This is a genomic window from Pseudoxanthomonas sp. SL93, from assembly GCF_026625825.1.
GTDB lineage: Bacteria > Pseudomonadota > Gammaproteobacteria > Xanthomonadales > Xanthomonadaceae > Pseudoxanthomonas_A.
On the sequence record NZ_CP113065.1, the window covers coordinates 3,583,306 to 3,606,994 of the forward strand.

Here is a 23,689-nt window from a genome sequence, read left to right on the forward strand (position 1 = left end):
TTCCGCTCGCCGTTGCTGGCGATGGTGGCCCGTTGCCGTCGCCCACCCCGCACCCGCGCCCCGGAAGGAAAGCCCGCTTGATCTCGCACGACCAGTTCCAGCAGCACGCTGCTGAAGGCCACACACGTATTCCCGTTGTCCGTGAGGTGCTGTCCGACCTGGACACGCCGCTTTCGGTCTACCTGAAACTCGCCGACGCCCCGCACACCTACCTGTTCGAATCGGTGGAAGGGGGTGAGCGTTTCGGCCGCTACTCCATCATCGGCCTGCCGGTGCGACGCGTGGCGACCTTCCGCGGGCACACGCTGCAGGTCCACGACAACGGGCAGTTGGTCGAGACACGCGAAGTGCAGGACCCCTTCGCCGAGGTCGAGGCGCTGCGCGCCGCGTATTCCGTGCCCCGCCTGGAAGGCCTGCCGGGTTTCACCGGGGGACTGGTGGGCTGGTTCGGGTTCGAGTGCATCGGCTACATCGAGCCGCGATTGGCGAAGGGCGAGAAACCCGACGAGCTGGAGACCCCCGACATCCTGCTGATGCAGTCGGAGGAAGTCGCCGTCTTCGACAACCTGAAGGGCCGTCTTTACCTGATCGTGCATGCCGACCCCCGCGAGCCCGATGCGTGGGAGCACGCGCAGGCGCGCCTGGACGAACTGACCCGCAAGCTGCGCCAGCCCGGTTCGTACCCCACGCCGATCACCCGCGACGTGCTGGACGAAAGCCACTTCGTGTCCGGCTTCACCCATGACGGTTTCATCGCGGCGGTGGAGAAATCCAAGGAATACATCCGCGCCGGCGACATTTTCCAGGTCGTGCTGAGCCAGCGCCTGAGCGTGCCGTTCAACGCGCGGCCGGTGGATGTCTACCGCGCGCTGCGGGCATTGAATCCCTCGCCGTACATGTACTTCCTGGATGTGGGCGACGTGCAGGTGGTAGGTTCGTCGCCCGAAATCCTGGTACGCCTGGAGCAGGGCGACGTCACCGTGCGCCCCATCGCCGGCACGCGTCCGCGCGGCAGGACGCACGACGAAGATCTTGCGCTGGAGGCCGAACTGCTGGCCGACCCGAAGGAGCGCGCCGAGCACCTGATGCTGATCGACCTGGGCCGCAACGACGCTGGGCGTGTATCGGAAGCCGGCACCGTGCAGGTGGGCGAGCAGTTCGTCATCGAGCGCTACAGCCACGTCATGCACATCGTCAGCGAGGTCACCGGCAGGCTGCTGCCCGGCCTGAGCTACGCCGACGTGCTGCGCGCGACATTCCCTGCCGGTACCGTCAGCGGCGCACCGAAGATCCGCGCGCTGGAAGTGATCCGCGAGCTGGAACCGATCAAGCGGAATGTCTATGCCGGCAGCATCGGCTACATCGGCTGGCATGGCGATGCCGATACCGCCATCGCCATCCGCACCGCCGTCATCAAGGACGGTCGCCTGCATGTGCAGGCCGGTGCCGGCATCGTCTACGACTCCGATCCCGAGAAGGAATGGGACGAGACGATGAACAAGGGCCGTGCGCTGTTCCGCGCGGTGGCGGAAGCGGCGAAGGGGTTGTGATGCAAATTGGCACCGACAACGCCAGGATCAGCCTGCGCAACGACTACAGCGAGGGCGCGCACCCGCGCCTGCTGCAGGCACTGGCCGTGGCCAGCGCCGAAACCAATCGCGGCTACGGCATGGACACCCACAGTGCGCGTGCCGCGGCGCTGATCCGTGACCGCCTTGGCCGGGACGCCGACGTGCATTTCCTCGCTGGCGGCACCCAGACCAACATGGTCGCGCTGGCGGCTTTCCTGCGCCCTCATGAAGCCGTGATCGCACCGGCAAGCGGCCACATCGCCACCCACGAAGCCGGCGCCATCGAAGCCAGTGGTCACAAGGTGCTGACCGTTCCCACTGCGGACGGCAAGCTGACTCCCGCGTCGGTCCAGTCCTGCGTGGAGGGCCACCACAGCGAACATATGGTGAAGCCGCGTCTGGTCTATATCTCCAATACGACCGAATGGGGCACGGTCTACCGTGCCGCGGAACTGCAGGCGCTGGGCGCGTTCTGCCGCAGCCGGGACCTTCTGCTCTACGTCGACGGTGCGCGCCTCGGATCGGCGCTGACGACGCCGGGCAATAACGTGGATCTTGCGATCCTGTCGAAGGAGGCCGATGCCTTCTACATCGGCGGCACCAAGAACGGCGCGCTGCTGGGCGAAGCCCTTGTGATCGTGAACGCTGCGCTGCGTGCCGACTTCCGCCACGTCATCAAGCAGCGCGGTGCCATGCTGGCCAAAGGCATGGTGGTCGGCGCGCAGTTCGAAGCGCTGTTCGATGACGGCCTTTACTTCGTGCTGGCGACACATGCGAACGTCATGGCTGCTCGCCTGCGCGACGTCCTGCAGCAGGTCGGTGTGCCGCTGGCTGTGGACTCGCCGAGCAATCAGCTGTTTCCGGTGCTGCCTGACTCGGTCGTCGAGCGTCTGCAGCAGCACGTGGAGTTTGAGGTATGGGAGCGGCGGGGTGATGGCACCACGGTGATCCGGTTGATGACGTCGTGGGCGACCCCCCAATCTGCCATCGATGCGTTCTCCGCGATCTTTCCCGCGCTTTTCCAGGACGGCCAGGCCGTGATGGCTGCCTCGCAGGCACAAGGAGCCTGACCCATGCTGTTGATGATCGACAACTACGACAGCTTCACCTACAACCTGGTGCAGTACCTGCAGTCGCTGGGTGCCGAGGTGAAGGTGGTGCGCAACGATGCGCTGACCGTCGACGAGATCGCGAAGCTCGCACCCGAGCGCATCGTCATTTCGCCCGGTCCCTGCACGCCGAATGAAGCGGGCGTATCGCTTGAGATCATCGAACGCCTGGGTGCCAGCACGCCGATCCTGGGCGTCTGCCTGGGCCACCAGAGCCTCGGCCAGGCCTACGGCGGCAACGTCATCCGCGCCGGGCAGATCATGCATGGCAAGACCTCACGCATCCGCCATGAAGGCAAGGGCGTCTTCGCCGGTCTTCCGGATGCCTACGAGGCTACCCGCTACCACTCGCTGGTGGTCGAGCGAAGCAGCCTGCCCGACGCGCTGGAGATCACCGCGTGGACGGAGAACCCCGACGGCAGCTTCGAGGAGATCATGGGCTTGCGGCACCGGGAGTATCCGGTGGAAGGCGTGCAGTTCCATCCCGAATCCATCCTCACCGAGCATGGCCACGCCCTGCTGAAGAACTTCCTAGAACGATGACGCTGCGCTTTATGGGAGCGACGTCGGTCGCGAACACCCGAACCACGGAATCCAGTCGCGACTCACGTCGCTCCCACGGGAACTCCCTATGCCACTGACCCCCCAAGAAGCCCTGCAGCGCACCATCGAGCATCGCGAGATCTTCCACGACGAGATGGTCGATCTGATGCGCCAGATCATGCGCGGCGACGTGTCGCCGACCATGACATCGGCCATCCTGACCGGCCTCCGCGTCAAGAAGGAAACCGTCGGTGAAATCGCCGGCGCCGCCACCGTGATGCGGGAGTTCTCGCGTACCGTCGACGTGGCCGACCGCACGCACCTGGTCGACATCGTCGGCACCGGTGGCGATGGGTCGCATACCTTCAACATTTCCACGTGCTCGATGTTCGTCGCCGCGGCGGCGGGCGCGCGCATCGCAAAGCACGGCAACCGCAGTGTGTCGTCCAAGTCCGGCAGCGCGGACGTACTGGAGGCGCTGGGCGCCAACATCGAACTGCAGCCGGAGCAGGTGGCGCAGTCCATTGCGCAGGCAGGCATCGGCTTCATGTTCGCCCCCGTGCATCACCCGGCGATGAAGGTGGTCGCACCAGTGCGCCGTGAAATGGGCGTGCGCACCATCTTCAACATCCTCGGTCCGCTGACCAATCCGGCCGGCGCGCCCGGCATCCTGATGGGCGTGTTCCATCCCGACCTGGTCGGCATCCAAGCCCGCGTGCTGCAGGAGCTGGGCGCCGATCGCGCGCTGGTGGTGTGGGGCCGCGACGGCATGGACGAACTCTCGCTCGGTGCCGGTACCCTGGTGGGTGAGCTGCGCGATGGACAGGTGCGGGAATACGAATTGCACCCGGAGGACTTCGGTATCGCCATGTCGGCCAGCCGCAACCTGCGCGTGGCCGATGCCGCGGAATCCAAGACCATGTTGCTGGGCGTGCTGGACAACAAGCCCGGCCCCGCCCGCGAGATCGTCGTGCTGAACGCCGGCGCGGCCCTGTATGTGGCCGGCGTGGCGGAGAGCATCGAGGACGGCATCGCCCTTTCGCGCGACGCCATCGCCAGCGGCAAGGCACTGGAGCGCCTGCAGCAGTTCGTCGCCACCACGCAGGCCCTGGGCCTGCCACGCAAGGAGGCATGACATGGCCGGCGGAGGATTCGCGGCGCTGCCCAAGCCGCCCTATTACGCAGTGATCTTCTCCTCGCAGCGTAATGCCGACGACGACGCCGGCTATGGTGCGATGGCGGAGCGGATGGTGGAACTGGCGGCACAGCAGCCGGGTTTCCTGGGCGTGGAGTCCACGCGCGGCGCCGACGGCTTCGGCATCACCGTGGCGTACTGGGACAGCGAGGCCTCCATCCGCGCCTGGCGGCAGCATGCCGAACATACCGCCGCCCGCGAGCAGGGGCGGCGTGACTGGTACGACCATTTCGAGCTCCGGGTGGCGAAGGTCGAGCGGGCATACGGCTGGGACCGCGCCGACACCCTGTAGGGGCTTTTACCTGCCGGAGCGCGGAGCACGCGACCGTGGCAGGGCGCGTCCTTGTCCCCGGCGGATGCGACAATACGACGCCCGCCCACCCGTGCGGGACACGACACAAGGTTTCGATGAGCGACATCCTCACCACCATCCTCGCCCGCAAGGCGGAAGAAGTTGCCGCACGCAGCGCCCGGGTTTCGCTGGCGGACCTGCGCGCGCTGGTCGACGACGCACCACCGACGCGGGGGTTCGCCGATGCGCTGAATGCGATGGTCGCGCAGGGTGATCCGGCGGTGATCGCCGAAGTGAAGAAGGCCAGCCCGTCCAAGGGCGTGATCCGCCAGGATTTCCGTCCGGCCGATATCGCGGTGAGCTACGAGTTCGGCGGCGCAGCCTGCCTGTCGGTGCTCACCGACGTGGATTTCTTCCAGGGCGCCGACGATTACCTGAAGCAGGCACGCGAGGCATGCACGTTGCCGGTGCTGCGCAAGGACTTCACCGTCGACCCGTACCAGGTGTACGAGGCGCGCGTGCTGGGCGCGGATTGCATTCTGTTGATCGTCGCCGCGCTGGACGATGCACGGCTGGTGGACCTGTCCGGGCTGGCCATGCAGCTGGGCATGGACGTGCTGGTGGAAGTGCACGATATCGACGAACTGGAGCGGGCCCTGCAGGTACCCGTGCCGCTGGTGGGCATCAACAACCGCAACCTGCGCACGTTCGACGTCTCGCTGGAGACCACGCTGGCAATGAAGGATGCCGTGCCGAAGGACCGCCTGCTGGTGACCGAGAGCGGCATCCTGGTGCCGCAGGACGTGGCCACGATGCGTGCCGCCGGCGTCAACGCCTTCCTGGTGGGCGAGACGTTCATGCGGGCCGAGGAGCCGGGCGAGGCCCTGCGTCAGCTATTCTTTGCCGCATGAGCACGCCTGCCTACCCGATCCCACGCGCGGAAGCGCCGCTGGTGGTGTTCGACTTCGACCACACGCTGTACGACGGCGATTCCGGCGGCCACCTGGTCAAATGGCTGATCAAGCGCAACCCGCTGCGCATGCTGGTGGCGCTGGCCGCGACGGTGGTGCTGGGGCCGATGGTGGCCTTTCTGCCCACGCGGCGCCGCGGCATCTCCGGCTACATCTGGATCGGCACGTTCGGCCTGCATGGCAGAAGGAGTTTCGATGCGCTGATCGACCAGTACGTGGCCACGCATCGCGAGGAAGTGCAGGGACGCCTGCTGCCGCAGGCGCTGGACGTCTTCCGCGACCACCGGGCCACCGGTGACCGGGTGGTCGTGGCTACCGGTGCACCGCCGGAACTGGCGCGCGCGATCCTGAGCTTCGTGGCGCACGAGGACGTGCCGGTGATCGGCACCGCCGTGGGCCCGCGCCTGGGCGCCGTGGTCGCCACGCGTCACTGCCACAGTGAAGAGAAGATGCGCATGCTGCGCGAACGCGGTTACGGTGATATCGCGGTGGCGTACTCGGACAGCAGTGCCGACCTGCCGCTGCTGAAAGCGGCGCATGCTCCCGTGGTGGTGAATCCCAAGCCGTCGCGCGTGGCGATGTTCCGCCGCGTGCTGCCGCCAGGCACGCCCATCCTCAACTGGGGCTGCAAGGAGCGGGGCGGCACACCCGTCGCGTAGCCGGGCGAGCAGGAGCCCGCCCTGGAGTCACAGCCTTTCCGGCGCGTTCCAGTCCCGGATCAGGTCGGCGAATTCGATCTCGGCGAAGTCCTGGTACTCACCGGCGTCGTAGAAACGCCCGTAGCAGTTCTTGCAGCTCTCGAACCAGATGTGCGGCTGCTGCGGGTCGACCATGCGGATCAGGTCCCAGTTGCCGATGCACACCGGGCATTTGATGCGGTCCACCTTGTTGCATTCCTCGCCGTGGGCCGGATCACCGGTATCGATCTCCTCGGCCCGGTGCTTCAGCGTCTCGTGCGCCATCATCTCGAACCAGAGGCCTTTGCATCGCGTGCAGCGGTGAGCGCTCGCTTCGGGTTCCACGATCAGTTCCATCGTGCCATGGCATTTCGGGCATTGCATGGGGGTTTCTCGGCTGGGATGGCGTAAGAATTCTACCCCTTAACCCGACCCTGTCGGGACATCCCCATGTCAGATCCGCAGCGGGTCGACCACAACTTTCGGCAGCAACCGACGGGTGAAGTAGCTGTCCTCATAGTAGCGGACCTTCCGGCAGAGGGCACGCTGACCAAGTATTTCCACCTCGACGAATTCAGCGTGCGCAACGGGCAGCGCGTTGAAGCCGGGCAGCAGGTCGGCACCATGGGACGCACCGGCAATACCCCGGCCCAAGGCGATACGCACCTGCATTTCGAGATGTGGCGCGATGGTCGGCAGGTCGATCCGCTGCCGCATCTGCATGGCGCCGAACGCGATGCCGCCGTTCCCGCACGGACGGGGTCGCCGGAGGTGCTGCGCGATGGCTCATCGGGTGCCTCAGTGCGCGAGTTGCAGCAGCAACTCAACAAGCTGGGCTATCGCGGCGCCGATGGTCATCCGCTGGAAACCATGTCAGGCAAGTTCGGTCCGCAGACCGAGCACGCCTTGCGGGCATTCCAGGCGGATCGTGGGCTCAAGGTGGATGGCGAGTACGGTGACCGCTCCCGCGAGGCGTTGAGGGTGGCCACGCGCGATGCGACGCGCGAGACGACTTCCGCGGAGACCACACCCCATAATGCACGGGGCGAGGATGCGCAGCGCTCGTTCGTTGACCGCATGTTTGCCGCGATGCACGGGGGCGACGATCGGGCCATGCGACAGGCACTGGATGACTACCTCAAGACGCCTGCCGGCCAGGGATGGCAGCAGAAGGAGCAGCCCGTCGCCGACCACCAGGTCGCGCAGCCGCGTGACCAGTCGGGTGTTTCGCGCTGACGGCGCGATCAAGCGCATGGGCCGGGATACCGGCCCATGCGCTACGAAGCGGTAGCGAGGCTGCTCGGGCGCGCTTGCTCAGGTCAGCCAGGCGCGTCCGATCTGGTACAGGCTGATGCACAGCACCAGTACGCCGACCACCTTCAGCACGATGCGCTCGGACACGTGCCGTACGAACCAGGCGGCCAGAGGCGCGGCGATGGCGCCGCCGATCAGCAGGCCCAGCACGATTTCCAGGTGTTGCAGGCCGATGGTCTTCAGGAATGTCAGTGACACCACCAGCGTGATGACGAACTCCGAGGCGCTGACAGTGCCGATGGTGGTGCGCGCCTGGCCACCGCGCGCCAGCAGCGTGGAGGTGGCCAGCGGACCCCACCCACCGCCGCCGGTGGCATCCAGCAGGCCGGCGACGAAGCCCAGCATCGGCACGCGCTTCACCTCCTTGCGCGGCATCCAGCGCCCGAACGACCGGACCAGGATCAGGATCGCCAGCGCCAGCAGGTAGAGATAGACGAACGGACGGATCGCGTCGCCGGGCAGCCGCGTGAGGACATAGGCGCCAATGGCCCCGCCGATGGAGCCTGAAAGCGTCAGGCGCCAGAACAGGCGTTTGTCGATATTGCGGAAATAGGCGTGCGAGGCACCCGACACGCCGGTGGTGACGACTTCGGCCGCGTGCACGCTGGCGCTGACCGCAGCCGGCGGCAGGCCCATGCTCAGCAGGATTGATGAACAGACCAGACCGAACGCCATGCCGAGTGCGCCATCCACCAACTGGGCACCCAGGCCGATCAGGATGAACCAGTAGAACTCGTTGCCAAACTCCATCCCGATGGTTCCGCCCGGTGTGGGATGCCGTGGGTCATCGCGTGAGGATACAGGCTGCCAGGGTTCAGGCCTCGCCGAGCGCCTTGCTGAAGCGCAGCGAGGTCTCGGCGAACCCGCACGCCCGGTAGAACGCATGTGCCTCGCTGCGATGCAGGGCCGTGGTCAGTTCCAGGCGCGCGCAACCGGCATGACGCGCACGCGCGGTGGCGTGGTGCAGCAGTTGCCGGCCGATGCCACGACGTTGCGCATCCGGCGCCACCACTAAGGTAGTGATCCGGCAGATGGGGGCGCCCAGAGGCAGGTAGTAGAGAAAGTGCAGGCCCAGCAGGCCGCAGGCGCGTCCTTCCTGGCGTGCCAGCACCAGTACCTGGGAGGCATCGGCGGACAACGCATGGACGCGGTCGCCGGCGTCGCCGGGCGTGCAGGGATACCCCAGGTGGGTCAACAGCCACGCGACGTCATCGGCGTCGCCGGGCTGGGCATTGCGAAGGTCGAGCAGGTCAGCGGCGGGAATGCCGGCGGCGGCGGGCCTCAAGGGACCAGCCGCACGCCCCATCCGCTCAGCGGGTGCCGTACAGCACGACCGTCTTGCCGCGGGCGTGCAGCGAGCCGTCAGCCTGCAGCTTCTTCAGCACGCGGCCGGCCATCTCGCGGGAGCAGCCCACCAGGCGGGCCAGTTCCTGCCGCGACACGCGCAGCTGCGTGCCCTGCGGGTGGCTCATGGCCTCCGGCTCGCGGGCCAGATCGTGCAGGGTGCGGACGATGCGGTCGGTGACGTCCAGGAATGCCAGGCGGCTGGCCTTCCTGCTGGTATCCAGCAGGCGGCGGGACAACTGCGCGCCGATCGCGTACAGCAGCTTGGGGGCGTCGGCGGACAGCGAGCCCAGGAACAGCTGGTGGAGGCGTTCGTAGCTGACTTCTGCAAGCTCGCACTGGGTGCGGGTGCGCAGGATCACTTCACGGCGGTCGGACTCGATGAACAGGCCCATCTCGCCGACGAACTCGCCATTGCCGAAGTAGCCGAGCACCAGCTCACGCTCATCGTCTTCCTCGGTGATGATGCTGACCGAGCCACTGACCACGTAATAAAGGGTGCCGGCGGGGTCCCCTGGGCGGAATACGTCCGCACGGGCGGGGTAACGCCTCCGGTGGCTATGTGCCAGGAAGCGGTCGATCGCGGCGGAATCCGGCGTCAGGGGACTGGCGGCGGGACGAGCGGGGGCTGATAGGGGGATGCCTGGGCTCATGATCGTGGTGGCGTCGAATTCGGGAAGCTTAGTCCGAATACGTAGCCGACGGCAAACGCAGGCCATGCAAGGGGTGGGCCAGTCCGGCGCCGGCCGGCCGACGACCGGTGCCGGACATTCCGCTGTCACCCCGTATGCCGCATAATTCCGGCCCCCATCCGCTTCCCCCAGAGGGACCCCCGCCGTGGTTAAACCACTGCCGCGCCTCAGGCTGCAAGGCTTCAACAACCTTACCAAGGCGCTGAGCTTCAATATCTATGACGTGTGCTACGCCGTCTCCGAGGACGAGCGCCAGCGCTACATCGAATACATCGACGAGGAGTACAACGCCGATCGCCTGACCCAGATCCTGACGGATGTGGCGGAGATCATCGGCGCCAACATCCTGAACGTCGCGCGCCAGGATTACGATCCCCAGGGCGCCTCGGTGACCATCCTCATTTCCGAGGAGCCGGTGATCGACAAGAAGCAGGCGGGCAAGGAAATCATTTCCGACGCCGTGGTGGCCCACATGGACAAGAGCCACATCACCGTCCATACCTACCCGGAAACCCACCCGCAGCACGGCATCGCGACGTTCCGCGCGGACATCGACGTGGCCACCTGCGGCGTCATTTCGCCGCTGAAGGCGCTCAACTACCTGATCGAAAGCCTGGAATCCGACATCGTCATCATGGATTACCGGGTACGCGGCTTCACCCGCGACGTGAAGGGCAAGAAGCACTACATCGACCACAAGATCAACTCGATCCAGAACTTCCTGGCCAACAACATCAAGTCGCGCTACGAGATGTTCGACGTCAACGTCTACCAGGAGAACATCTTCCACACGAAGATGCACCTGAAGGACTTCGACCTGGACCAGTACCTGTTCGAAGAGAAAGCCAAGAACCTGTCGTTCAAGGAGCGCATGAAGATCGAAGCGCTGCTCAAGCGCGAGATCGAAGAATTGTTCCACGGCCGCAACCTGTCCGAGTGACGGGTGGCCTGCCGCCGTGCCGGGTCACATTCGGTTCGGGTGCGCGGGATTAGGCTGGCACCACAATCCTGGCGGGACGACCCGCCCGCGGCGCGAGCCGCGTATCAGGACCGACGGCGGTCCGGAACGAACGTTCCGGGCCGTTTCGCGTTTTGGCCCGGGCAAACCCTGTGGAGGTGGCGTATGGCGTGGGTATATCTGGTGTTGGCAGGCGTGCTGGAAGTGGTCTGGGCGGTCGGCCTGAAGTTTTCCGAGGGCTTCACCCGCCCGCTTCCCAGCGTGATCACGGCAGTCGCCACGGTGGCCAGCTTCTGGTTGCTGGCGGTGTCGCTGAAGCACATTCCGCTGGGCACGGGCTACGCCGTATGGGTGGGCATCGGCGCCGTGGGCACCACGTTCGTCGGCATGTGGCTGTTCAAGGAGCCCGCCACCGTAGCGCGGCTGGTCTGCGTGGGGTTGATCGTGGCCGGCATCATCGGCCTGAAGCTGACGTCGACCTCATAGGGCCGGAGGCGCCGCCCGGCAATGGTCGGCGCTCTACAGGCGGTAAGCGACCGCCTTCATCAGCTGGGAAGCGCCCTTCATGAGGGACGGGATGGGGGCCGGCAGTTCCCGTGCGCCCGCCTCGCGTGCATGTTCGGCGTGCCGGGCCTCGTCGGCCTTCATGACGGTGAGGATCTCGCGGCTGCGCAGATCGGCGGGGGGCAGGGTCTCCAGGTGCTCATCCAGATGGGCTTCCACCTGGCGCTCGGTTTCCACCACGAAGCCCAGACTCCAGTCATCCCCGCGCAAGGCCGCCAGGGCGCCCAGGGCATAACCGCCGGCGTACCACAGCGGGTTGAACAGGCTGGGGCGGCTGTCCAGTTCGCGCAGGCGGTCGGCGCACCAGGCCAGGTGGTCGGTCTCCTCCTGGGCGGCGTCCAGCAGGTGGGCGCGGGTGGTGGCGTCCCGCGCGACCGCGGCCTGGCCGAAGTAGAGGCCCTGCGCGCACACCTCGCCCACGTGGTTGATCCGCATCAGGCCCGCGGCGTGGCGCATTTCGCCGGCATCCAGTTGGACTTCCGGGGTATCGCCGGCCGGATTTGCCCGGTGTGCCGGGGGATTGCCGAAAACCGTGTCCAGCCCGCGCTGGGCTTCCACCAGCCAGTGGTCCAGCGGAGAGAATGTCCGAGTCCGTGTGCTCATGCCCGCCATTGTGCCGCCTCGCGTCCCCGGCGTCAGGTGGGGACGGCCGGGCTTGCAAGTGCGGGACCGGATCCGTAGAATGCCGCCCCTCACGTTGCACCCTTCACATCGCGTGGCAAAGTTCCGCCGGTTCAACCGCGGAATCCGCCCGACCAACACAGAGTTTGTCATGACCACCTTTACCGCCAAGTCCGAGACCGTCCAGCGCGACTGGTTCCTCGTTGACGCCACCGGCAAGACGCTCGGCCGTCTGTCCACCGAACTGGCCCGCCGCCTGCGTGGCAAGCACAAGCCCGTCTACACCCCTCACGTTGATACCGGCGACTACCTGGTCGTCATCAACGCCGAGAAGATCGCCGTGACCGGCAACAAGCTGGCGGACAAGAAGTATCACCGCTTCACCGGCTACATCGGCAACCTGAAGACCGAGACCCTGGCGCAGGCCCTGGAACGTCATCCGGAACGCGTCATCGAGACCGCCGTCAAGGGCATGCTGCCGAAGGGCCCGCTGGGCCGCGACATGTACCGCAAGCTGAAGGTCTACGCTGGCCCCAACCATCCGCACGCCGCTCAGCAGCCGCAGGTCCTGGACATCTAATCATGGCTATCACTCAGAACTACGGCACCGGCCGTCGCAAGTCCTCCACTGCCCGCGTGTTCCTGCGCAAGGGCACCGGCAACATCACGGTCAACGATCGTCCGCTGGACGAATTCTTCGGCCGAGAGACCGCGCGCATGATCGTGCGCCAGCCGCTGGAGCTGACCAAGAACACCGAAAGCTTCGACATCAAGGTCACCACGACCGGCGGCGGCACCACCGGCCAGGCCGGCGCCATCCGCCTGGGCATCGCCCGCGCGCTGGTGGAGTATGATGAAACCCTGAAGTCGGAACTGCGCAAGGCAGGCTTCATGACCCGTGACGCCCGCGAAGTCGAGCGCAAGAAGGTCGGTCTGCACAAGGCACGTCGTGCCACGCAGTTCTCGAAGCGCTAATATAGGCTTCACTGGTTATACAGCCCCGTCGCCAAGCGGTAAGGCACCTGACTCTGACTCAGGCATTCGGTGGTTCGAATCCATCCGGGGCTGCCAACTTGACGTCCACTGGACATCCGCCAAAGCCCGCCTCGTGCGGGTTTTTGCGTTGAAGGGTCATGCCGATGGTTGCCACGTTCCAACCTCCTTTCTCTTCGCCTGAGCAGGTGCTGCCGCGCATCGGCGAGCGGGGCTATGCCGTGCTAGCGCCGGATGCCGTCGGCCGCCTGTGCGGCTTCGCACCGGGCGACCTGCAGGCCCTGTGGCCCAGTTGGGACCGGCTGGCGCCCGATGAATACCTGAAGGACGGCGGACGCTACCGCCGCCGCCGCCACTCCTGTTTCGTGATCGAGGGCGGTGTGCTCCGGCAGTCCCCGCACCGCGCCCACTGGCAATCGCTGGATTACAACGCGCTGCACGGCGGCATGGAGCGCTGGTTCCAGCCCATCGAACCTGCCGTGGTCGCGCAGCCGGTCTGGCAGGCGCTGCTGGTGTCGATGGGCCAATGGTGCTCGACGTTGAAAGGGGAGCGCGCGTGGTACGTGGAAGCGCACCAGTTCCGCATCGACACCACCGACGGCATCGGCCGTCCCACACCCGAAGGCGCGCACCGTGACGGCGTGGATTTCGTGGCGGTGATGCTGATCGACCGGGCCGGCATCAAGGGCGGCGAGACGCGGGTGTTCGAAGCGACCGGCCCGGATGGGCAGCGCTTCACGCTGGAAGCGCCGGGGTCGCTGATCTTCCTTGACGATGCGCGGGTGATCCACGAGTCCACGCCCATCCAGCCCGCCGCCGACACGGGCCATCGCGATACGCTGGTGCTGACATACCGGGCAGGCGGCTTCCAGGGCGACCCGGGACACCGATGATCGGTGGGTGGCTGACGCAGGAGTCGTCCATCTAGTTACAATTGAAACCATGGCGCATGGGCGCTGGCATTCTGGAGTTCCGATGAAGCTTGGTTCGCTGAAAGAAGGCGGTCGTGACGGCACCCTGATCGTGGTGTCCCGTGATCTGGCCCGCGCCGTGCGCGCCACCGGCATTGCCGCCACGCTGCAGCAGGCGCTGGAAGACTGGTCCAACCTGGCGCCGCGCCTCAACGCGCTGTCGGAGTCGCTCAATGAAGGCAGCGCCGACGGCGTCTTCGACGTGGACATGCAGGCGCTCGCCGCGCCGCTGCCGCGCGCCTATGAATTCGTCGACGGCAGCGCGTACCTGCCGCACGTGGAGCGCGTGCGCCGCGCCCGCAATGCCGAAGTGCCGGCGAGCTTCTACACCGATCCGCTGATGTACCAGGCCACCAGCGCGGCCTTCTACGGGCCGCGCGACCCGGTGCGCGTGGTCAGCGAGGACTACGGCATCGATCTGGAAGCCGAACTGGTCGTCATCACCGACGACGTGCCGATGGCGGTCACGCCCGGACAGGCGGCCGGCCACATCCAGCTGATCGGACTGGTCAACGACGTGTCGCTGCGCAACCTGATTCCGCCGGAACTGGCCAAGGGGTTCGGCTTCCTGCAATCCAAGCCGCGCTCGGCGCTGTCGCCGGTCTTCGTGACGCCCGACGAGCTGGGCGAGGCCTGGCGCGACAACAAGGTGCACCTGCCGCTGCTGACGCACATCAACGGCGAGTGGTTCGGAGCGCCGGAAGCCGGCGTGGACATGCAGTTCGACTTTTCCCAGCTGGTGGCGCATGCCGCCCGCACCCGTCCGCTGTCGGCAGGCACCATCGTCGGCTCCGGCACCATCGCCAACGAGGACACCTCCAAGGGCGCGTCGTGCTTCGCCGAGAAGCGCACGGTCGAGACCCTGCGCGATGGCAAGCCGTCCACGCCCTTCATGAAGTTCGGCGACGTCGTCCGCATTGAAATGCAGGACCGTGACGGACATTCCATTTTTGGTGTGATCGAGCAACGGATCGAGCGCCAGCCCTTGCCTTGATGGGGGGCCGGGTCCCAGTCTGAACGGATGGAGACCGAGGCACGGACATGGATGACACTCACACGCTTGGAATGACGCAATCCGCGGGGAGCGGCTTGCATGGCTGAACAACTGCGGTTGTATTCCTACTGGCGCTCGAGCGCCGCCTACCGCGTGCGCATCGGGTTGAACCTCAAGGGCCTGGCGTACGAAACCGTGCCCGTCCACCTGGTACGCGACGGGGGCCAGCAGCACAAACCCGACTACGTCGCGAAGAACCCGCAGCACATGGTGCCCACGCTGCAGCATGGCGTACGGGTGATCCGGCAGTCGCTCGCCATCTTGGAATACCTGGACGAAGCATGGCCGTCGCCGCGGCTGCTGCCGATGACGGCCCGCGACCGCGCCCGCGTGCGCGCGCTGGCGCAGATGGTGGCGTCGGACATCCATCCGCTGAACAACCTGCGCGTGCTGCAGTACTTCGACACTACGTGGAACGTGCCGCAGGCCGAGCGCGACGACTGGATCAAGCACTGGATCGTCGAGGGGTTCACCGCGATGGAGACACTGCTGGCGGGCGATTCCGCCACCGGCAGCTATTGCCACGGGCAAACGCCGGGACTGGCGGACTGCTGCCTGGTGCCGCAGGTCTTCAATGCGCGCCGGTTTGGCGTGGAGGTGGAGGATTTCCCCACCATTGCCCGCATCGAGCAGGCCTGCCTGGCGCTGCCGGCGTTCGACCAGGCGCGTCCCGAGAAGCAACCCGACGCGCAGGCGTGAACGAAAACGGGCGGGGATGTCCCCGCCCGTCGCAACGGTCCCGCAGGTGGGTCGTACTCAGCCGAAGCCGTGGGTGATCCGCGGCGAGCTTCCCGAGCTGTCGTAATCGGCGTAAGGGTCATGCTCGCCCTTGCTGCCTTCGGACAGGCGGAACTTCAGCGCCAGGCCATCGCGCGAATCGGCGGCGCGCAGCGCTTCCTCCTGCTCGATCTGGCCTTCCTTGACCATGCGGAACAGGCACTGGTCGAAGGTTTCCATGCCTTCCTCCAGCGATTCCTCCATGGCCTGTTTCATCTCGTGCACCTGGCCGCGGCGCAACAGGTCGCGGATCATCGGCGTGTTGATCAGCACCTCGGCCGCCGGCAGCCGGCGCCCGTCGATGCCCTTCACCAGGCGCTGCGACACCACGGCGCGCAGGTTCAGCGCCAGGTTCATCAGTACGTTCTTGTGCGCGCTTTCGGGGAAGAAGTTGAGGATGCGCTCTATGGTCTGGTCGGCGTTGTTCGAGTGCAGCGTCGCCAGGCACAGGTGACCGGTCTCGGCGAAGGCGATGGCGGCTTCCATCGTGGTGGCGTCAAGGATTTCGCCGATCAGGATGACGTCCGGCGCCTCGCGCATCGCGTTCTTCAGCGCGTTGTGGAAGGCGTGGGTATCCAGGCCCACTTCACGCTGGTTGACGATGGATTGCTTGTGCCGGTGCAGGTACTCGATGGGGTCCTCGATGGTGAGGATGTGCCCCGTGCTGGTGCTGTTGCGGTAGTCGATCATCGACGCCAGCGAGGTGGACTTGCCCGAGCCGGTGGAGCCGACCAGCAGCACCAGCCCGCGCGGGGTCATGATGATGTCCTTCAGCACCTGCGGCAGGTTCAGTTCCTCGATCGAGGGGATCACGCTGCGGATCGCACGGATCACCATGCCGACTTCGCCGCGCTGCTTGAACACGTTGACGCGGAAGCGGCCGGCGTCCTGCAGGGCAATGGCCATGTTGAGCTCCAGTTCGCGCTCGAACACGGGCACCTGGCCCTCGTCCATCAGCGAATAGGCGATCTTCTTGACCATGCCGGGCGGCAGCCCGGTGTTGCCCAAGGGATAGAGTTTGCCTTCAATCTTGATGTAGACCGGCGCCCCGGTCGTAAGGAACATGTCCGAGGCGTTCTTCTCGGTCATCAGCTTCAGGAAATAGCCGATGTCCATGTGCAATGCTCCCCACGATACGCGGCACCACGTTGCAACGGCGCCAAAGGCTTCCGACAATGGCCGCGCGCACCCCTCAACGCCACGGCACCCCAATGACTGTTAGCTTCGCACACTTCCGCTTCTTCCTGCATGTGATGGCCACCGCAGTAGTGCTATCGGCCATCGGGTCAGCGCCACTGCGCGCCCAGGTCGCGATGACGCCCGAACTGGAAGCGGCCGTGCAGGCCGTGCAGCGTGCCGACCAGGCCGATGCGGACCAGTACGCGCCCGAACCCCTCAACGCCGCCCGCCAGGCGCTCGCCCAGGCGCAGGCCGCGCACGCGGGGCGCGAAAAGAAGCTGGCGGCCGACCTGGCGCTGCGGGCCACGGTGGATGCGGACCTGGCGCGCGCGCGCAGCCAGGAAGCCGTGGCGGCCGCCGAAGTCCAGCAGCGCCGCGCGGAGATCGCCGAGCTGCAACGCACGCTGGGCGGGGAGGGCGGTCGATGAGCGCCCGTCATCTGGCACTGGCGGTGCTGTTCTCGGTGGCCGTGGCGCCGGCCTGGGCGGCGGACAATCCGCTGGTGGTGCAGTTGAACCAGCGGCTGTCCGCGCTGCAGGCCGATCCGGCACTGGCCGATCTGGCGTCCTACGAGAAGTTGCAGGCGCAGCACGCCATTGCGGCGTTTGACGACGCCCGCCGGAGCCAACGCGACACCGCGCAGTACATCGCCGAGCGCCGGGTGGAGATCGCCGAAGTGGCCGCCCGTGCGCAAGCGGCGCGCCGCGAGGCCGACCGCCTGGACCGCACCCGCAGCGAGCTGCTGGTGGAAGCCAGCCGCCGTGAGGCCGAGCGCGCCCGTCGCGAGGCCGAGCGCCTGCGGGTACAGGCCCAGATCCAGGCCGAAGAAGCCGAACGCCTGCGACTGGCCGCCGAAGCCGAGACGATCGCCCGCCAGGAGGCCGAGAGCACGCTGGATACGGTGGCCGGCCAGCAGGCCAACCGCCTGAGTGCGGCCCGCCAGCGCGAACTGAAACTGGCGCGCGAAGAGGCGGAACTGATGTCCGGTGCCAAGCTGCCCGCCTCCAGGTTCGACAGCCGGGGCGAGGTCTTCACTCTGGGGTCGGACAGTTTCGCGGCCGGCTCGGCGAAGTTGTCGGGTGGTGGTTCGTCCAGTGCCAGCGCGCTGGCGGCGTACCTGCAGGCCAACCCGAAGGCGAAGGCGCGCATCGACGGGTATGGCGACAGCCAGACCCCGGGCCAGCGGCGCGCCGACGCGGTGCGCGACGCGCTGACGGCCGGTGGCGTGGCCCGCAACCGGCTGCAGAGCAGTGGCAAGGGGACGGGTACCCGCAGCAAGGCCGTGGAACTGGTCATCACGCACTGATTTCCCTTTATTTAATAAAAGCTTGCCCCCGGGCGCCCCGGCTCCCGACGCCTGGACGGGAGACGGTCTTCACATGGCTGTCCCTGGTCGATAGGGCGGTTGCTCCGGCCCTTGCCGGTCCGGTTTTCGAGGAGTAGGGTCGTATACCCAAGCGGCCTCCCGTCGCTTGGCTCACCGGAGAATCGCGCCGATGACGCCCGTACCCATCCCGCAGGAGACCGCCGCAGGCAACCAGGCTGCAGCGGGCATTCCGGTGGGAAGTGCCCGCGACACCCGCAAGATGCTCCGCTCCCAAGCCAACGCCCCGTGCCTGTGAAGGCCGGGGCGTTCGTATTTCCGCTGAAGGAGGTAACGACCATGTTCGAAGGACAACCGCAGACCGAAATCGACGCACTCATCAAGGCCGATCCGGAGTTCAAGCAGCTGTACCAGCGCCACCGCGAGCTGGACAAGAAGGTCACCGACGCCGAACTGGGCGTGCTGCCCATCGACGACACCCTGCTGGGCCAGATGAAGCGCGAGAAGCTCCACGCCAAGGAGCGATTGCTCCGGATCTACGACGCCAAGCCGCACTAGCCTCCCCCAGGACGCTTTCATTGCCGCGGGCGGCGGCGACTCCCTCGTCTGTCGTCGCCGTCCGCGTCACCCAGATGCGATAATCCGGGCCACATTTCAGACCCGGGCGCACGGCCAGCATGGCGATCCACTCTTCCGTACTCGACCTGATCGGCGACACGCCGATCGTCAAGACCCAGCGCCTGGACACCGGCGTCTGCGAGCTCTACCTGAAGCTGGAAAGCGCCAACCCCGGCGGCTCCATCAAGGACCGCATCGGACTGTCGATGATCGGGGCGGCCGAGAAGCGGGGCGACCTGAAGCCCGGCGCCACGCTGGTGGAAGGGACGGCAGGCAACACCGGCATCGGCTTGGCGCTGGTGGCCCAGCAGAAGGGCTACAAGCTGCTGCTGGTGGTCCCGGACAAGATGAGCCGGGAGAAGATCTTCAACCTGAAGGCCATGGGCGCCGAGGTCATCCTGACCCGCTCCGACGTGGCCAAGGGACATCCCGAGTACTACCAGGACCTGGCCGAGCGCATCGCGCGCGAGACGCCCGGGGCCTACTTCATCAACCAGTTCGGCAACCCCGACAACCCGGCCGCGCACGAATTCGGCACCGGTCCGGAGATCCTGCGCCAGATGGACGGCCAGCTGGACGCCATCGTGTTCGGCTGCGGCAGCTCCGGCACCATGACCGGCCTCTCGCGCTGCTTTGCCGAGCATTCGCCAGGCACCGAGCTGGTGCTGGCCGACCCCGTGGGCTCCATCCTCACCCAGTACATCAACGAAGGCACGCTGAGCGAAAAGTCCGGCAGCTGGCTGGTCGAAGGCATCGGCGAGGACTTCCTGCCGCAGATCTCCGATTTCACCCGGGTGAAGAAGGCCTATTCGATCAGCGACCGCGAAAGCTTCCTGACGGCGCGCGAACTGTTGGCCAAGGAGGGCGTGCTGGGCGGTTCCTCCACCGGCACGCTGCTGGCCGCGGCCTTGAAGTACTGCCGGGAACAGACCACGCCGAAGAAGGTGCTGGTGTTCGTCTGCGATACGGGCAACAAGTACCTGTCCAAGATGTACAACGACTACTGGATGCTGGACAACGGTTTCATCGACCGGCCCCAGTACGGCGACCTGCGCGACCTGATCCTGCGGCCCTACAGCCAGCGCGACACCGTTGTGGTCAGCCCCACCGACCTGCTCACGACCGCCTACCAGCGCATGAAGCTGTACGACGTCTCGCAGCTGCCGGTGATGGAAGGCGACCGGCTGGCGGGCATCGTCGACGAGAGCGATGTGCTGCTGCATGTCTACGGCGACGAGGCCAGGTTCCGCGACCCGGTCTCGACCGCCATGGTCAGCAAGCTGGACCGGCTGGACGTGCGCTCGCCCATCGAAGCCCTGCTGCCGGTCTTCGACCGGGGCCAGGTGGCCATCATCACCGACGGTGACGCCTTCCTGGGCCTGATCACCCGCATTGACCTGCTGAACTATCTGAGACGCCGCGCACAGTAAGCCCTTCGGCGCTTCCCGCGTAGCGGCGGGAACGGCGTGTCATGGACAGTGCATTAAGGCGCAGCTGGTAAACTTGCCGGCTGTTCAAGGAAACGAATATGTCGCAGAACCATTCCGATGCCAGTGGGCAGGCCGACGGCTTCGCGCTGGGCACCCTGGCCATCCACGGCGGCCAGGCGCCCGACCCCACCACCGGGGCCGTGATGCCGCCGATCTACGCCACGTCGACATACGCGCAGAGCAGCCCGGGTGTGCACCAGGGCTTCGAGTACTCCCGCACCCACAATCCCACGCGTTTCGCCTACGAACGCTGCGTGGCGGCGCTGGAGGGCGGTACCCGGGGCTTCGCGTTCGCCTCCGGCATGGCCGCGACATCGACCGTGCTGGAACTGCTGGACAGCGGCAGCCACGTCGTCGCCATGGACGATATCTACGGCGGCAGTTACCGGCTGTTCGAACGCGTGCGCAAGCGCAGCGCCGGCCTGGACTTCAGTTTCGTCGACCTGACCGACCTGGCGGCATTCGAGGCCGCGATCCGTCCCGAAACACGGCTGGTATGGGTGGAAACCCCCACCAACCCCATGCTGAAGATCGTCGACATCGCCGCCATCTGCGACATCGCGCACAAGCGCGGCCTGCGGGTGGTCGTCGACAACACCTTCGCCTCGCCCATCCTGCAGCGCCCGCTGCTGTTGGGCGCCGATATCGTCATGCATTCGGCCACCAAATACCTCAACGGCCACTCCGACATGGTCGGCGGCATGGTGGTGGTGGGCGACGACGCGGAACTTGCCGAGCAGATGGCCTTCCTGCAGAACTCGATCGGCGCCGTTCAAGGCCCGTTCGACAGCTTCCTGGCGCTGCGTGGCCTGAAGACCCTGCACCTGCGCATGAAAGCGCACTGCGAAAACGCGCTCGCGCTGGCGCAGTGGCTGGAGACGCATCCGGCGGTCGAAAAGGTCATCTACCCGGGCCTGCCATCCCACCCCCAGCACGACCTGGCCAAGCGCCAGATGCAGCGCTTCGGCGGCATCATCTCCATCGTGCTGAAGGGTGGCTTCGAAGCCGCACGCAAGCTCTGCGAGAACACCACCTTGTTCACCCTGGCCGAATCCCTGGGCGGCGTGGAAAGCCTGATCAACCATCCGGCGGTGATGACGCATGCGTCGATTCCGGTGGAGCGGCGGGAGAAGTTGGGGATCAGTGATGGGTTGGTGCGGTTGAGTGTGGGGGTGGAAGACAAGGAGGATCTCCTTTCCGACCTCTCGCTGGGACTGGCTTGATCGATGAAGCAAAACCCTGGTAACTCGAAAGTTGAAAGAGTCAGTGCCGCGATGATGGCGTTGCCCGCATCCCTTGCCGGACATATGCCCTTGATCCTCGAGCTCAGCAAGCGCGACATCCAGGGGCGTTACCGTGGGGCCAGTTTCGGCTTGCTATGGTCGCTGATAAGCCCTTTTCTCATGTTGATGATCTACACCTTTGCATTCGGCACCGTCATGAAGGGCAAGTGGCCGCAGATCGAAGGCGGGCAAACGCATTTCGCGATAATTCTGTTCGCCGGGCTGATCGTCCACGGTTTTTTTGCTGAGTGCCTCAACAAATCCGTTGGGCTGGTGACGTCCAACCCCAACTTCGTGAAGCGGGTGATATTCCCTCTCGAGATCCTGCCGTGGCCGATGGTGCTCTCGGCGCTTTTCCATGTGGCGATGAACTTGATCGTTTTTCTGGTATTGCGTCTGGTCATGGATGGAGCGTTCACCTGGACGGTCGTGTTGTTCCCGTTGATCTTGTTGCCGCTGGTTACACTAGTGATGGGAGTGTCCTGGTTCATGGCGGCCACCGGCGTGTATTTCCGGGACATCAGCCAGGTTACCGGTCCCATTTCCATGGCAATGCTGTTTCTTTCGTCGGCGATGATGCCCATAGACAGTGTCCCCGAATCCTATCGGTGGGTGTTCGAGATCAACCCCCTGTCCTTCATCATCGATCAGTCGCGTGAAGTGCTGTTGTGGGGTGGAATGCCAGACTGGGGTGGCTTGGCGATCTACATGCTCGGTAGTGTCGGCGTGTTCCTGCTGGGATATGCGTGGTTCATCCTGACGCGCAGGGGTTTCGCAGATGTCATCTGAACTGGCCATCCGAGCACGTTCCCTGGTCAAATCCTTTCCCATCTACAGCAAGCCTCATCATCGCCTGCTGCAGATGTTCAGCGGTTCCGCCAGAAAACGATGGTGCGACGAGTTCGTCGCCCTCCGTGGCGTAGACATAGAGGTGCGCTGTGGGGAGACTGTCGGCATCGTGGGGCGCAATGGCTCCGGGAAATCGACCTTGCTGCAGGTGATCTGCGGCACGTTGGTACCCAACGAGGGGGAAGTACAGGTCAATGGGCGGGTTGCCGCGCTTCTCGAATTGGGGGCTGGTTTCAATCCGGAATTCACTGGTCGGGAGAATATCTACCTCAACGGCAGCATTCTGGGCCTTACGCGTGAAGAAGTGCACGAGCGCTTCGACGATATCGTCGATTTCTCCGAGATCGGCGAGTTCATCGATCAGCCCGTAAAGACTTACTCAAGTGGCATGTACGTTCGCTTGGCATTCGCTGTGGCTATCAATGTCACTCCTGACATCCTGATCGTGGACGAGGCGTTGTCGGTGGGTGACGAGGCGTTCCAGCGCAAATGTTTCTCCAGAATAGAGTCCATTCGCGCCGCGGGAGCCACGGTGCTCTTCGTTTCGCATTCGGCGGGAACAGTGGTGGAACTGTGCGATAGAGCAATATTGCTGGATCACGGCGAGGTGCTGGCGGTCGGGTCTCCAAAAGAGATCATTTCACAGTACCAGCGCCTGCTGTACGCCCCGGCGGACAAGGTGGCATCAATACGTCAGCAGATCGTGAGCGGCCAGAAGCTGGTGGGCTCTCCGGAAGTGGATGTTGTCGAAACTGATCTCACGGAGGTGGTGGAACCGGAGAGCGAAGCGTCGCTCGAAGCATACTGGGATGAAGGGCTTCGTCCGACCAGTACGATCGCGTACGAAAGCCGGGGCGCTGAGATCATGGGTCCGTGCATTGAAACGATCTCCGGACGCCGAGTGAATGTCCTTGCCCCAAAGGAGGAGTACGTTTACACCTACCGGGTCAGGTTCGACCAGGGGGTCGCTGGCGTGCGCTGCGGGATGATGATCAAGAGCATAACGGGTATTGAGGTGGGGGGTGCCGCAACCGCGACGATCCACGATCCGCTTCCGTGGATGGACGCGGGCACTGAAATACTGGTCCGATTTCGTTTCCGCTGCCTGCTCGCGTCGGGCACTTACTTCCTGAATGCTGGTGTGCTGGGCATGATGGAGGGACTGGAGACGTATCTTGATCGGAGGATCGATGTGGCCATGTTCCGTGTAATGCCTCGAGAGTCGAGCTTGGCCACGGGGCTGGTGGATCTGGACGTTTCGTCACAGATAATCGCGTCTGACGCGTAGTCCGGGGAAGAA

The 23,689-nt window shown here is 65.5% G+C and carries 29 protein-coding genes and 1 tRNA gene; 24 read left to right on the forward strand and 6 right to left on the reverse strand.

What is annotated here, in order from left to right; all coding sequences use genetic code 11:
- The first annotated feature begins 77 nt into the window (after positions 1-77).
- The 7 genes from trpE to OVA13_RS16755 all read left to right on the forward strand — a co-directional run bounded on the left by trpE (position 78) and on the right by OVA13_RS16755 (position 6,340).
- Positions 78-1,550, forward strand: coding sequence for an anthranilate synthase component I (gene trpE, locus OVA13_RS16725; protein ID WP_267791582.1), 1,473 nt, complete (start codon positions 78-80; stop codon positions 1,548-1,550).
- Complete coding sequence (locus tag OVA13_RS16730) at positions 1,550-2,641, forward strand: threonine aldolase family protein (protein WP_267793562.1); 1,092 nt, start codon at positions 1,550-1,552, stop codon at positions 2,639-2,641. The genes trpE and OVA13_RS16730 overlap by 1 nt, the downstream gene beginning before the upstream one ends.
- Positions 2,642-2,644: 3 nt before the next feature.
- Positions 2,645-3,223 (forward strand): anthranilate synthase component II, encoded by a 579-nt coding sequence (locus tag OVA13_RS16735; RefSeq protein ID WP_267791583.1) that lies wholly within the window; start codon positions 2,645-2,647, stop codon positions 3,221-3,223.
- A gap of 88 nt (positions 3,224-3,311) precedes the next feature.
- Positions 3,312-4,358: an anthranilate phosphoribosyltransferase gene (gene trpD / locus OVA13_RS16740; protein ID WP_267791584.1), complete on the forward strand. Its 1,047-nt coding sequence runs from the start codon at positions 3,312-3,314 to the stop codon at positions 4,356-4,358.
- A gap of 1 nt (position 4,359) precedes the next feature.
- Positions 4,360-4,710 (forward strand): antibiotic biosynthesis monooxygenase family protein, encoded by a 351-nt coding sequence (locus OVA13_RS16745; RefSeq protein ID WP_267791585.1) that lies wholly within the window; start codon positions 4,360-4,362, stop codon positions 4,708-4,710.
- Positions 4,711-4,826: 116 nt separating this feature from the next.
- Complete coding sequence (gene trpC, locus OVA13_RS16750; RefSeq protein ID WP_267791586.1) at positions 4,827-5,621, forward strand: indole-3-glycerol phosphate synthase TrpC; 795 nt, start codon at positions 4,827-4,829, stop codon at positions 5,619-5,621.
- Entirely contained in the window at positions 5,618-6,340 is a 723-nt protein-coding gene (locus OVA13_RS16755; RefSeq protein WP_267791587.1) for a haloacid dehalogenase-like hydrolase, read from the forward strand. Before trpC ends, OVA13_RS16755 begins: the two co-directional genes overlap by 4 nt.
- Positions 6,341-6,367: 27 nt before the next feature.
- Here the strand turns inward: OVA13_RS16755 and OVA13_RS16760 are convergent, their stop codons facing one another.
- Entirely contained in the window at positions 6,368-6,742 is a 375-nt protein-coding gene (locus tag OVA13_RS16760; protein ID WP_267791588.1) for a zf-TFIIB domain-containing protein, read from the reverse strand.
- 66 nt (positions 6,743-6,808) lie between these two features.
- Between OVA13_RS16760 and OVA13_RS16765 the strand changes: the two genes are divergently transcribed.
- Entirely contained in the window at positions 6,809-7,594 is a 786-nt protein-coding gene (locus tag OVA13_RS16765) for a peptidoglycan-binding M23 family metallopeptidase (protein WP_267791589.1), read from the forward strand.
- A 78-nt stretch (positions 7,595-7,672) separates the two neighbouring features.
- On the opposite strand, the gene OVA13_RS16770 is transcribed toward OVA13_RS16765, so the two are convergent.
- The 3 genes from OVA13_RS16770 to crp all read right to left on the reverse strand — a co-directional run bounded on the left by OVA13_RS16770 (position 7,673) and on the right by crp (position 9,669).
- Positions 7,673-8,422 carry a sulfite exporter TauE/SafE family protein gene (locus tag OVA13_RS16770; protein WP_267791590.1) on the reverse strand — a complete coding sequence of 250 codons (750 nt, stop codon included), beginning with the start codon at positions 8,420-8,422 and terminating at the stop codon, positions 7,673-7,675.
- Between the two features lie 64 nt (positions 8,423-8,486).
- Positions 8,487-8,957 (reverse strand): GNAT family N-acetyltransferase, encoded by a 471-nt coding sequence (locus OVA13_RS16775; RefSeq protein ID WP_267791591.1) that lies wholly within the window; start codon positions 8,955-8,957, stop codon positions 8,487-8,489.
- A 25-nt stretch (positions 8,958-8,982) separates the two neighbouring features.
- Complete coding sequence (gene crp, locus OVA13_RS16780; RefSeq protein ID WP_267791592.1) at positions 8,983-9,669, reverse strand: cAMP-activated global transcriptional regulator CRP; 687 nt, start codon at positions 9,667-9,669, stop codon at positions 8,983-8,985.
- Positions 9,670-9,853: 184 nt separating this feature from the next.
- Here crp and speD point away from each other — a divergent pair, with 184 nt between their 5' ends.
- The gene (gene speD / locus OVA13_RS16785) at positions 9,854-10,648 is read left to right on the forward strand and encodes an adenosylmethionine decarboxylase (protein WP_141455567.1); all 795 of its coding nucleotides are present in this window, start codon (positions 9,854-9,856) and stop codon (positions 10,646-10,648) included.
- Positions 10,649-10,831: 183 nt separating this feature from the next.
- Positions 10,832-11,152, forward strand: a complete 321-nt coding sequence (locus OVA13_RS16790; RefSeq protein ID WP_267791593.1) for a quaternary ammonium compound efflux SMR transporter SugE — start codon at positions 10,832-10,834, stop codon at positions 11,150-11,152.
- A 33-nt stretch (positions 11,153-11,185) separates the two neighbouring features.
- Here the strand turns inward: OVA13_RS16790 and coq7 are convergent, their stop codons facing one another.
- Complete coding sequence (gene coq7, locus OVA13_RS16795) at positions 11,186-11,842, reverse strand: 2-polyprenyl-3-methyl-6-methoxy-1,4-benzoquinone monooxygenase (RefSeq protein ID WP_267791594.1); 657 nt, start codon at positions 11,840-11,842, stop codon at positions 11,186-11,188.
- A 160-nt stretch (positions 11,843-12,002) separates the two neighbouring features.
- Here coq7 and rplM point away from each other — a divergent pair, with 160 nt between their 5' ends.
- The 6 genes from rplM (at position 12,003) to maiA (ending at position 15,568) form a co-directional block, all read left to right on the forward strand.
- On the forward strand, positions 12,003-12,431 hold the full coding sequence (gene rplM, locus OVA13_RS16800; protein ID WP_267791595.1) for a 50S ribosomal protein L13: 429 nt from the start codon (positions 12,003-12,005) through the stop codon (positions 12,429-12,431).
- A 2-nt stretch (positions 12,432-12,433) separates the two neighbouring features.
- Positions 12,434-12,826: a 30S ribosomal protein S9 gene (rpsI, locus tag OVA13_RS16805; protein ID WP_267791596.1), complete on the forward strand. Its 393-nt coding sequence runs from the start codon at positions 12,434-12,436 to the stop codon at positions 12,824-12,826.
- Between the two features lie 21 nt (positions 12,827-12,847).
- A tRNA-Gln gene (locus tag OVA13_RS16810) sits at positions 12,848-12,922 on the forward strand.
- A gap of 68 nt (positions 12,923-12,990) precedes the next feature.
- The gene (locus OVA13_RS16815) at positions 12,991-13,737 is read left to right on the forward strand and encodes a 2OG-Fe dioxygenase family protein (protein ID WP_267791597.1); all 747 of its coding nucleotides are present in this window, start codon (positions 12,991-12,993) and stop codon (positions 13,735-13,737) included.
- A gap of 82 nt (positions 13,738-13,819) precedes the next feature.
- Positions 13,820-14,809: a fumarylacetoacetate hydrolase family protein gene (locus tag OVA13_RS16820; protein WP_267791598.1), complete on the forward strand. Its 990-nt coding sequence runs from the start codon at positions 13,820-13,822 to the stop codon at positions 14,807-14,809.
- A 99-nt stretch (positions 14,810-14,908) separates the two neighbouring features.
- Positions 14,909-15,568, forward strand: coding sequence for a maleylacetoacetate isomerase (maiA, locus tag OVA13_RS16825; protein WP_267791599.1), 660 nt, complete (start codon positions 14,909-14,911; stop codon positions 15,566-15,568).
- Between the two features lie 57 nt (positions 15,569-15,625).
- Here the strand turns inward: maiA and OVA13_RS16830 are convergent, their stop codons facing one another.
- Positions 15,626-16,762 (reverse strand): PilT/PilU family type 4a pilus ATPase, encoded by a 1,137-nt coding sequence (locus OVA13_RS16830; protein ID WP_267791600.1) that lies wholly within the window; start codon positions 16,760-16,762, stop codon positions 15,626-15,628.
- A 95-nt stretch (positions 16,763-16,857) separates the two neighbouring features.
- On the opposite strand from OVA13_RS16830, the gene OVA13_RS16835 reads away from it, so the two are divergent.
- The 8 genes from OVA13_RS16835 to OVA13_RS16870 all read left to right on the forward strand — a co-directional run bounded on the left by OVA13_RS16835 (position 16,858) and on the right by OVA13_RS16870 (position 23,677).
- Complete coding sequence (locus OVA13_RS16835) at positions 16,858-17,253, forward strand: DUF4398 domain-containing protein (RefSeq protein WP_267791601.1); 396 nt, start codon at positions 16,858-16,860, stop codon at positions 17,251-17,253.
- Positions 17,250-18,131 carry an OmpA family protein gene (locus OVA13_RS16840; protein WP_267791602.1) on the forward strand — a complete coding sequence of 294 codons (882 nt, stop codon included), beginning with the start codon at positions 17,250-17,252 and terminating at the stop codon, positions 18,129-18,131. Before OVA13_RS16835 ends, OVA13_RS16840 begins: the two co-directional genes overlap by 4 nt.
- A gap of 190 nt (positions 18,132-18,321) precedes the next feature.
- Positions 18,322-18,447: a hypothetical protein gene (locus tag OVA13_RS16845; protein WP_267791603.1), complete on the forward strand. Its 126-nt coding sequence runs from the start codon at positions 18,322-18,324 to the stop codon at positions 18,445-18,447.
- Between the two features lie 41 nt (positions 18,448-18,488).
- On the forward strand, positions 18,489-18,707 hold the full coding sequence (locus OVA13_RS16850; protein WP_267791604.1) for an HP1242/YdcH family protein: 219 nt from the start codon (positions 18,489-18,491) through the stop codon (positions 18,705-18,707).
- Positions 18,708-18,826: 119 nt separating this feature from the next.
- Complete coding sequence (locus tag OVA13_RS16855; RefSeq protein WP_267791605.1) at positions 18,827-20,197, forward strand: pyridoxal-phosphate dependent enzyme; 1,371 nt, start codon at positions 18,827-18,829, stop codon at positions 20,195-20,197.
- A 98-nt stretch (positions 20,198-20,295) separates the two neighbouring features.
- The gene (locus OVA13_RS16860) at positions 20,296-21,480 is read left to right on the forward strand and encodes a cystathionine gamma-synthase (protein ID WP_267791606.1); all 1,185 of its coding nucleotides are present in this window, start codon (positions 20,296-20,298) and stop codon (positions 21,478-21,480) included.
- A 3-nt stretch (positions 21,481-21,483) separates the two neighbouring features.
- Complete coding sequence (locus OVA13_RS16865) at positions 21,484-22,329, forward strand: ABC transporter permease (RefSeq protein WP_267791607.1); 846 nt, start codon at positions 21,484-21,486, stop codon at positions 22,327-22,329.
- Positions 22,319-23,677, forward strand: a complete 1,359-nt coding sequence (locus tag OVA13_RS16870) for an ABC transporter ATP-binding protein (RefSeq protein WP_267791608.1) — start codon at positions 22,319-22,321, stop codon at positions 23,675-23,677. The genes OVA13_RS16865 and OVA13_RS16870 overlap by 11 nt, the downstream gene beginning before the upstream one ends.
- Positions 23,678-23,689 lie beyond the last annotated feature (12 nt).

Excerpts from the sequence above, each read along its gene's own strand:
- OVA13_RS16765 (WP_267791589.1), top strand. The coding sequence starts at position 6,809 with ATGTCAGATCCGCAGCGGGTCGACCACAACTTTCGGCAGCAACCGACG.
- crp (WP_267791592.1), bottom strand. The coding sequence starts at position 9,669 with ATGAGCCCAGGCATCCCCCTATCAGCCCCCGCTCGTCCCGCCGCCAGT.
- OVA13_RS16760 (WP_267791588.1), bottom strand. The coding sequence starts at position 6,742 with ATGCAATGCCCGAAATGCCATGGCACGATGGAACTGATCGTGGAACCC.
- OVA13_RS16850 (WP_267791604.1), top strand. The coding sequence starts at position 18,489 with ATGTTCGAAGGACAACCGCAGACCGAAATCGACGCACTCATCAAGGCC.
- OVA13_RS16755 (WP_267791587.1), top strand. The coding sequence starts at position 5,618 with ATGAGCACGCCTGCCTACCCGATCCCACGCGCGGAAGCGCCGCTGGTG.
- OVA13_RS16745 (WP_267791585.1), top strand. The coding sequence starts at position 4,360 with ATGGCCGGCGGAGGATTCGCGGCGCTGCCCAAGCCGCCCTATTACGCA.
- OVA13_RS16730 (WP_267793562.1), top strand. The coding sequence starts at position 1,550 with ATGCAAATTGGCACCGACAACGCCAGGATCAGCCTGCGCAACGACTAC.
- OVA13_RS16870 (WP_267791608.1), top strand. The coding sequence starts at position 22,319 with ATGTCATCTGAACTGGCCATCCGAGCACGTTCCCTGGTCAAATCCTTT.
- OVA13_RS16860 (WP_267791606.1), top strand. The coding sequence starts at position 20,296 with ATGTCGCAGAACCATTCCGATGCCAGTGGGCAGGCCGACGGCTTCGCG.
- maiA (WP_267791599.1), top strand. The coding sequence starts at position 14,909 with ATGGCTGAACAACTGCGGTTGTATTCCTACTGGCGCTCGAGCGCCGCC.
- OVA13_RS16835 (WP_267791601.1), top strand. The coding sequence starts at position 16,858 with ATGACTGTTAGCTTCGCACACTTCCGCTTCTTCCTGCATGTGATGGCC.
- trpC (WP_267791586.1), top strand. The coding sequence starts at position 4,827 with ATGAGCGACATCCTCACCACCATCCTCGCCCGCAAGGCGGAAGAAGTT.
- OVA13_RS16790 (WP_267791593.1), top strand. The coding sequence starts at position 10,832 with ATGGCGTGGGTATATCTGGTGTTGGCAGGCGTGCTGGAAGTGGTCTGG.
- OVA13_RS16815 (WP_267791597.1), top strand. The coding sequence starts at position 12,991 with ATGGTTGCCACGTTCCAACCTCCTTTCTCTTCGCCTGAGCAGGTGCTG.
- OVA13_RS16840 (WP_267791602.1), top strand. The coding sequence starts at position 17,250 with ATGAGCGCCCGTCATCTGGCACTGGCGGTGCTGTTCTCGGTGGCCGTG.
- OVA13_RS16830 (WP_267791600.1), bottom strand. The coding sequence starts at position 16,762 with ATGGACATCGGCTATTTCCTGAAGCTGATGACCGAGAAGAACGCCTCG.
- rpsI (WP_267791596.1), top strand. The coding sequence starts at position 12,434 with ATGGCTATCACTCAGAACTACGGCACCGGCCGTCGCAAGTCCTCCACT.
- OVA13_RS16855 (WP_267791605.1), top strand. The coding sequence starts at position 18,827 with ATGGCGATCCACTCTTCCGTACTCGACCTGATCGGCGACACGCCGATC.
- OVA13_RS16820 (WP_267791598.1), top strand. The coding sequence starts at position 13,820 with ATGAAGCTTGGTTCGCTGAAAGAAGGCGGTCGTGACGGCACCCTGATC.
- coq7 (WP_267791594.1), bottom strand. The coding sequence starts at position 11,842 with ATGGCGGGCATGAGCACACGGACTCGGACATTCTCTCCGCTGGACCAC.
- OVA13_RS16845 (WP_267791603.1), top strand. The coding sequence starts at position 18,322 with ATGACGCCCGTACCCATCCCGCAGGAGACCGCCGCAGGCAACCAGGCT.
- rplM (WP_267791595.1), top strand. The coding sequence starts at position 12,003 with ATGACCACCTTTACCGCCAAGTCCGAGACCGTCCAGCGCGACTGGTTC.
- OVA13_RS16865 (WP_267791607.1), top strand. The coding sequence starts at position 21,484 with ATGAAGCAAAACCCTGGTAACTCGAAAGTTGAAAGAGTCAGTGCCGCG.
- trpD (WP_267791584.1), top strand. The coding sequence starts at position 3,312 with ATGCCACTGACCCCCCAAGAAGCCCTGCAGCGCACCATCGAGCATCGC.
- OVA13_RS16735 (WP_267791583.1), top strand. The coding sequence starts at position 2,645 with ATGCTGTTGATGATCGACAACTACGACAGCTTCACCTACAACCTGGTG.
- OVA13_RS16770 (WP_267791590.1), bottom strand. The coding sequence starts at position 8,422 with ATGGAGTTTGGCAACGAGTTCTACTGGTTCATCCTGATCGGCCTGGGT.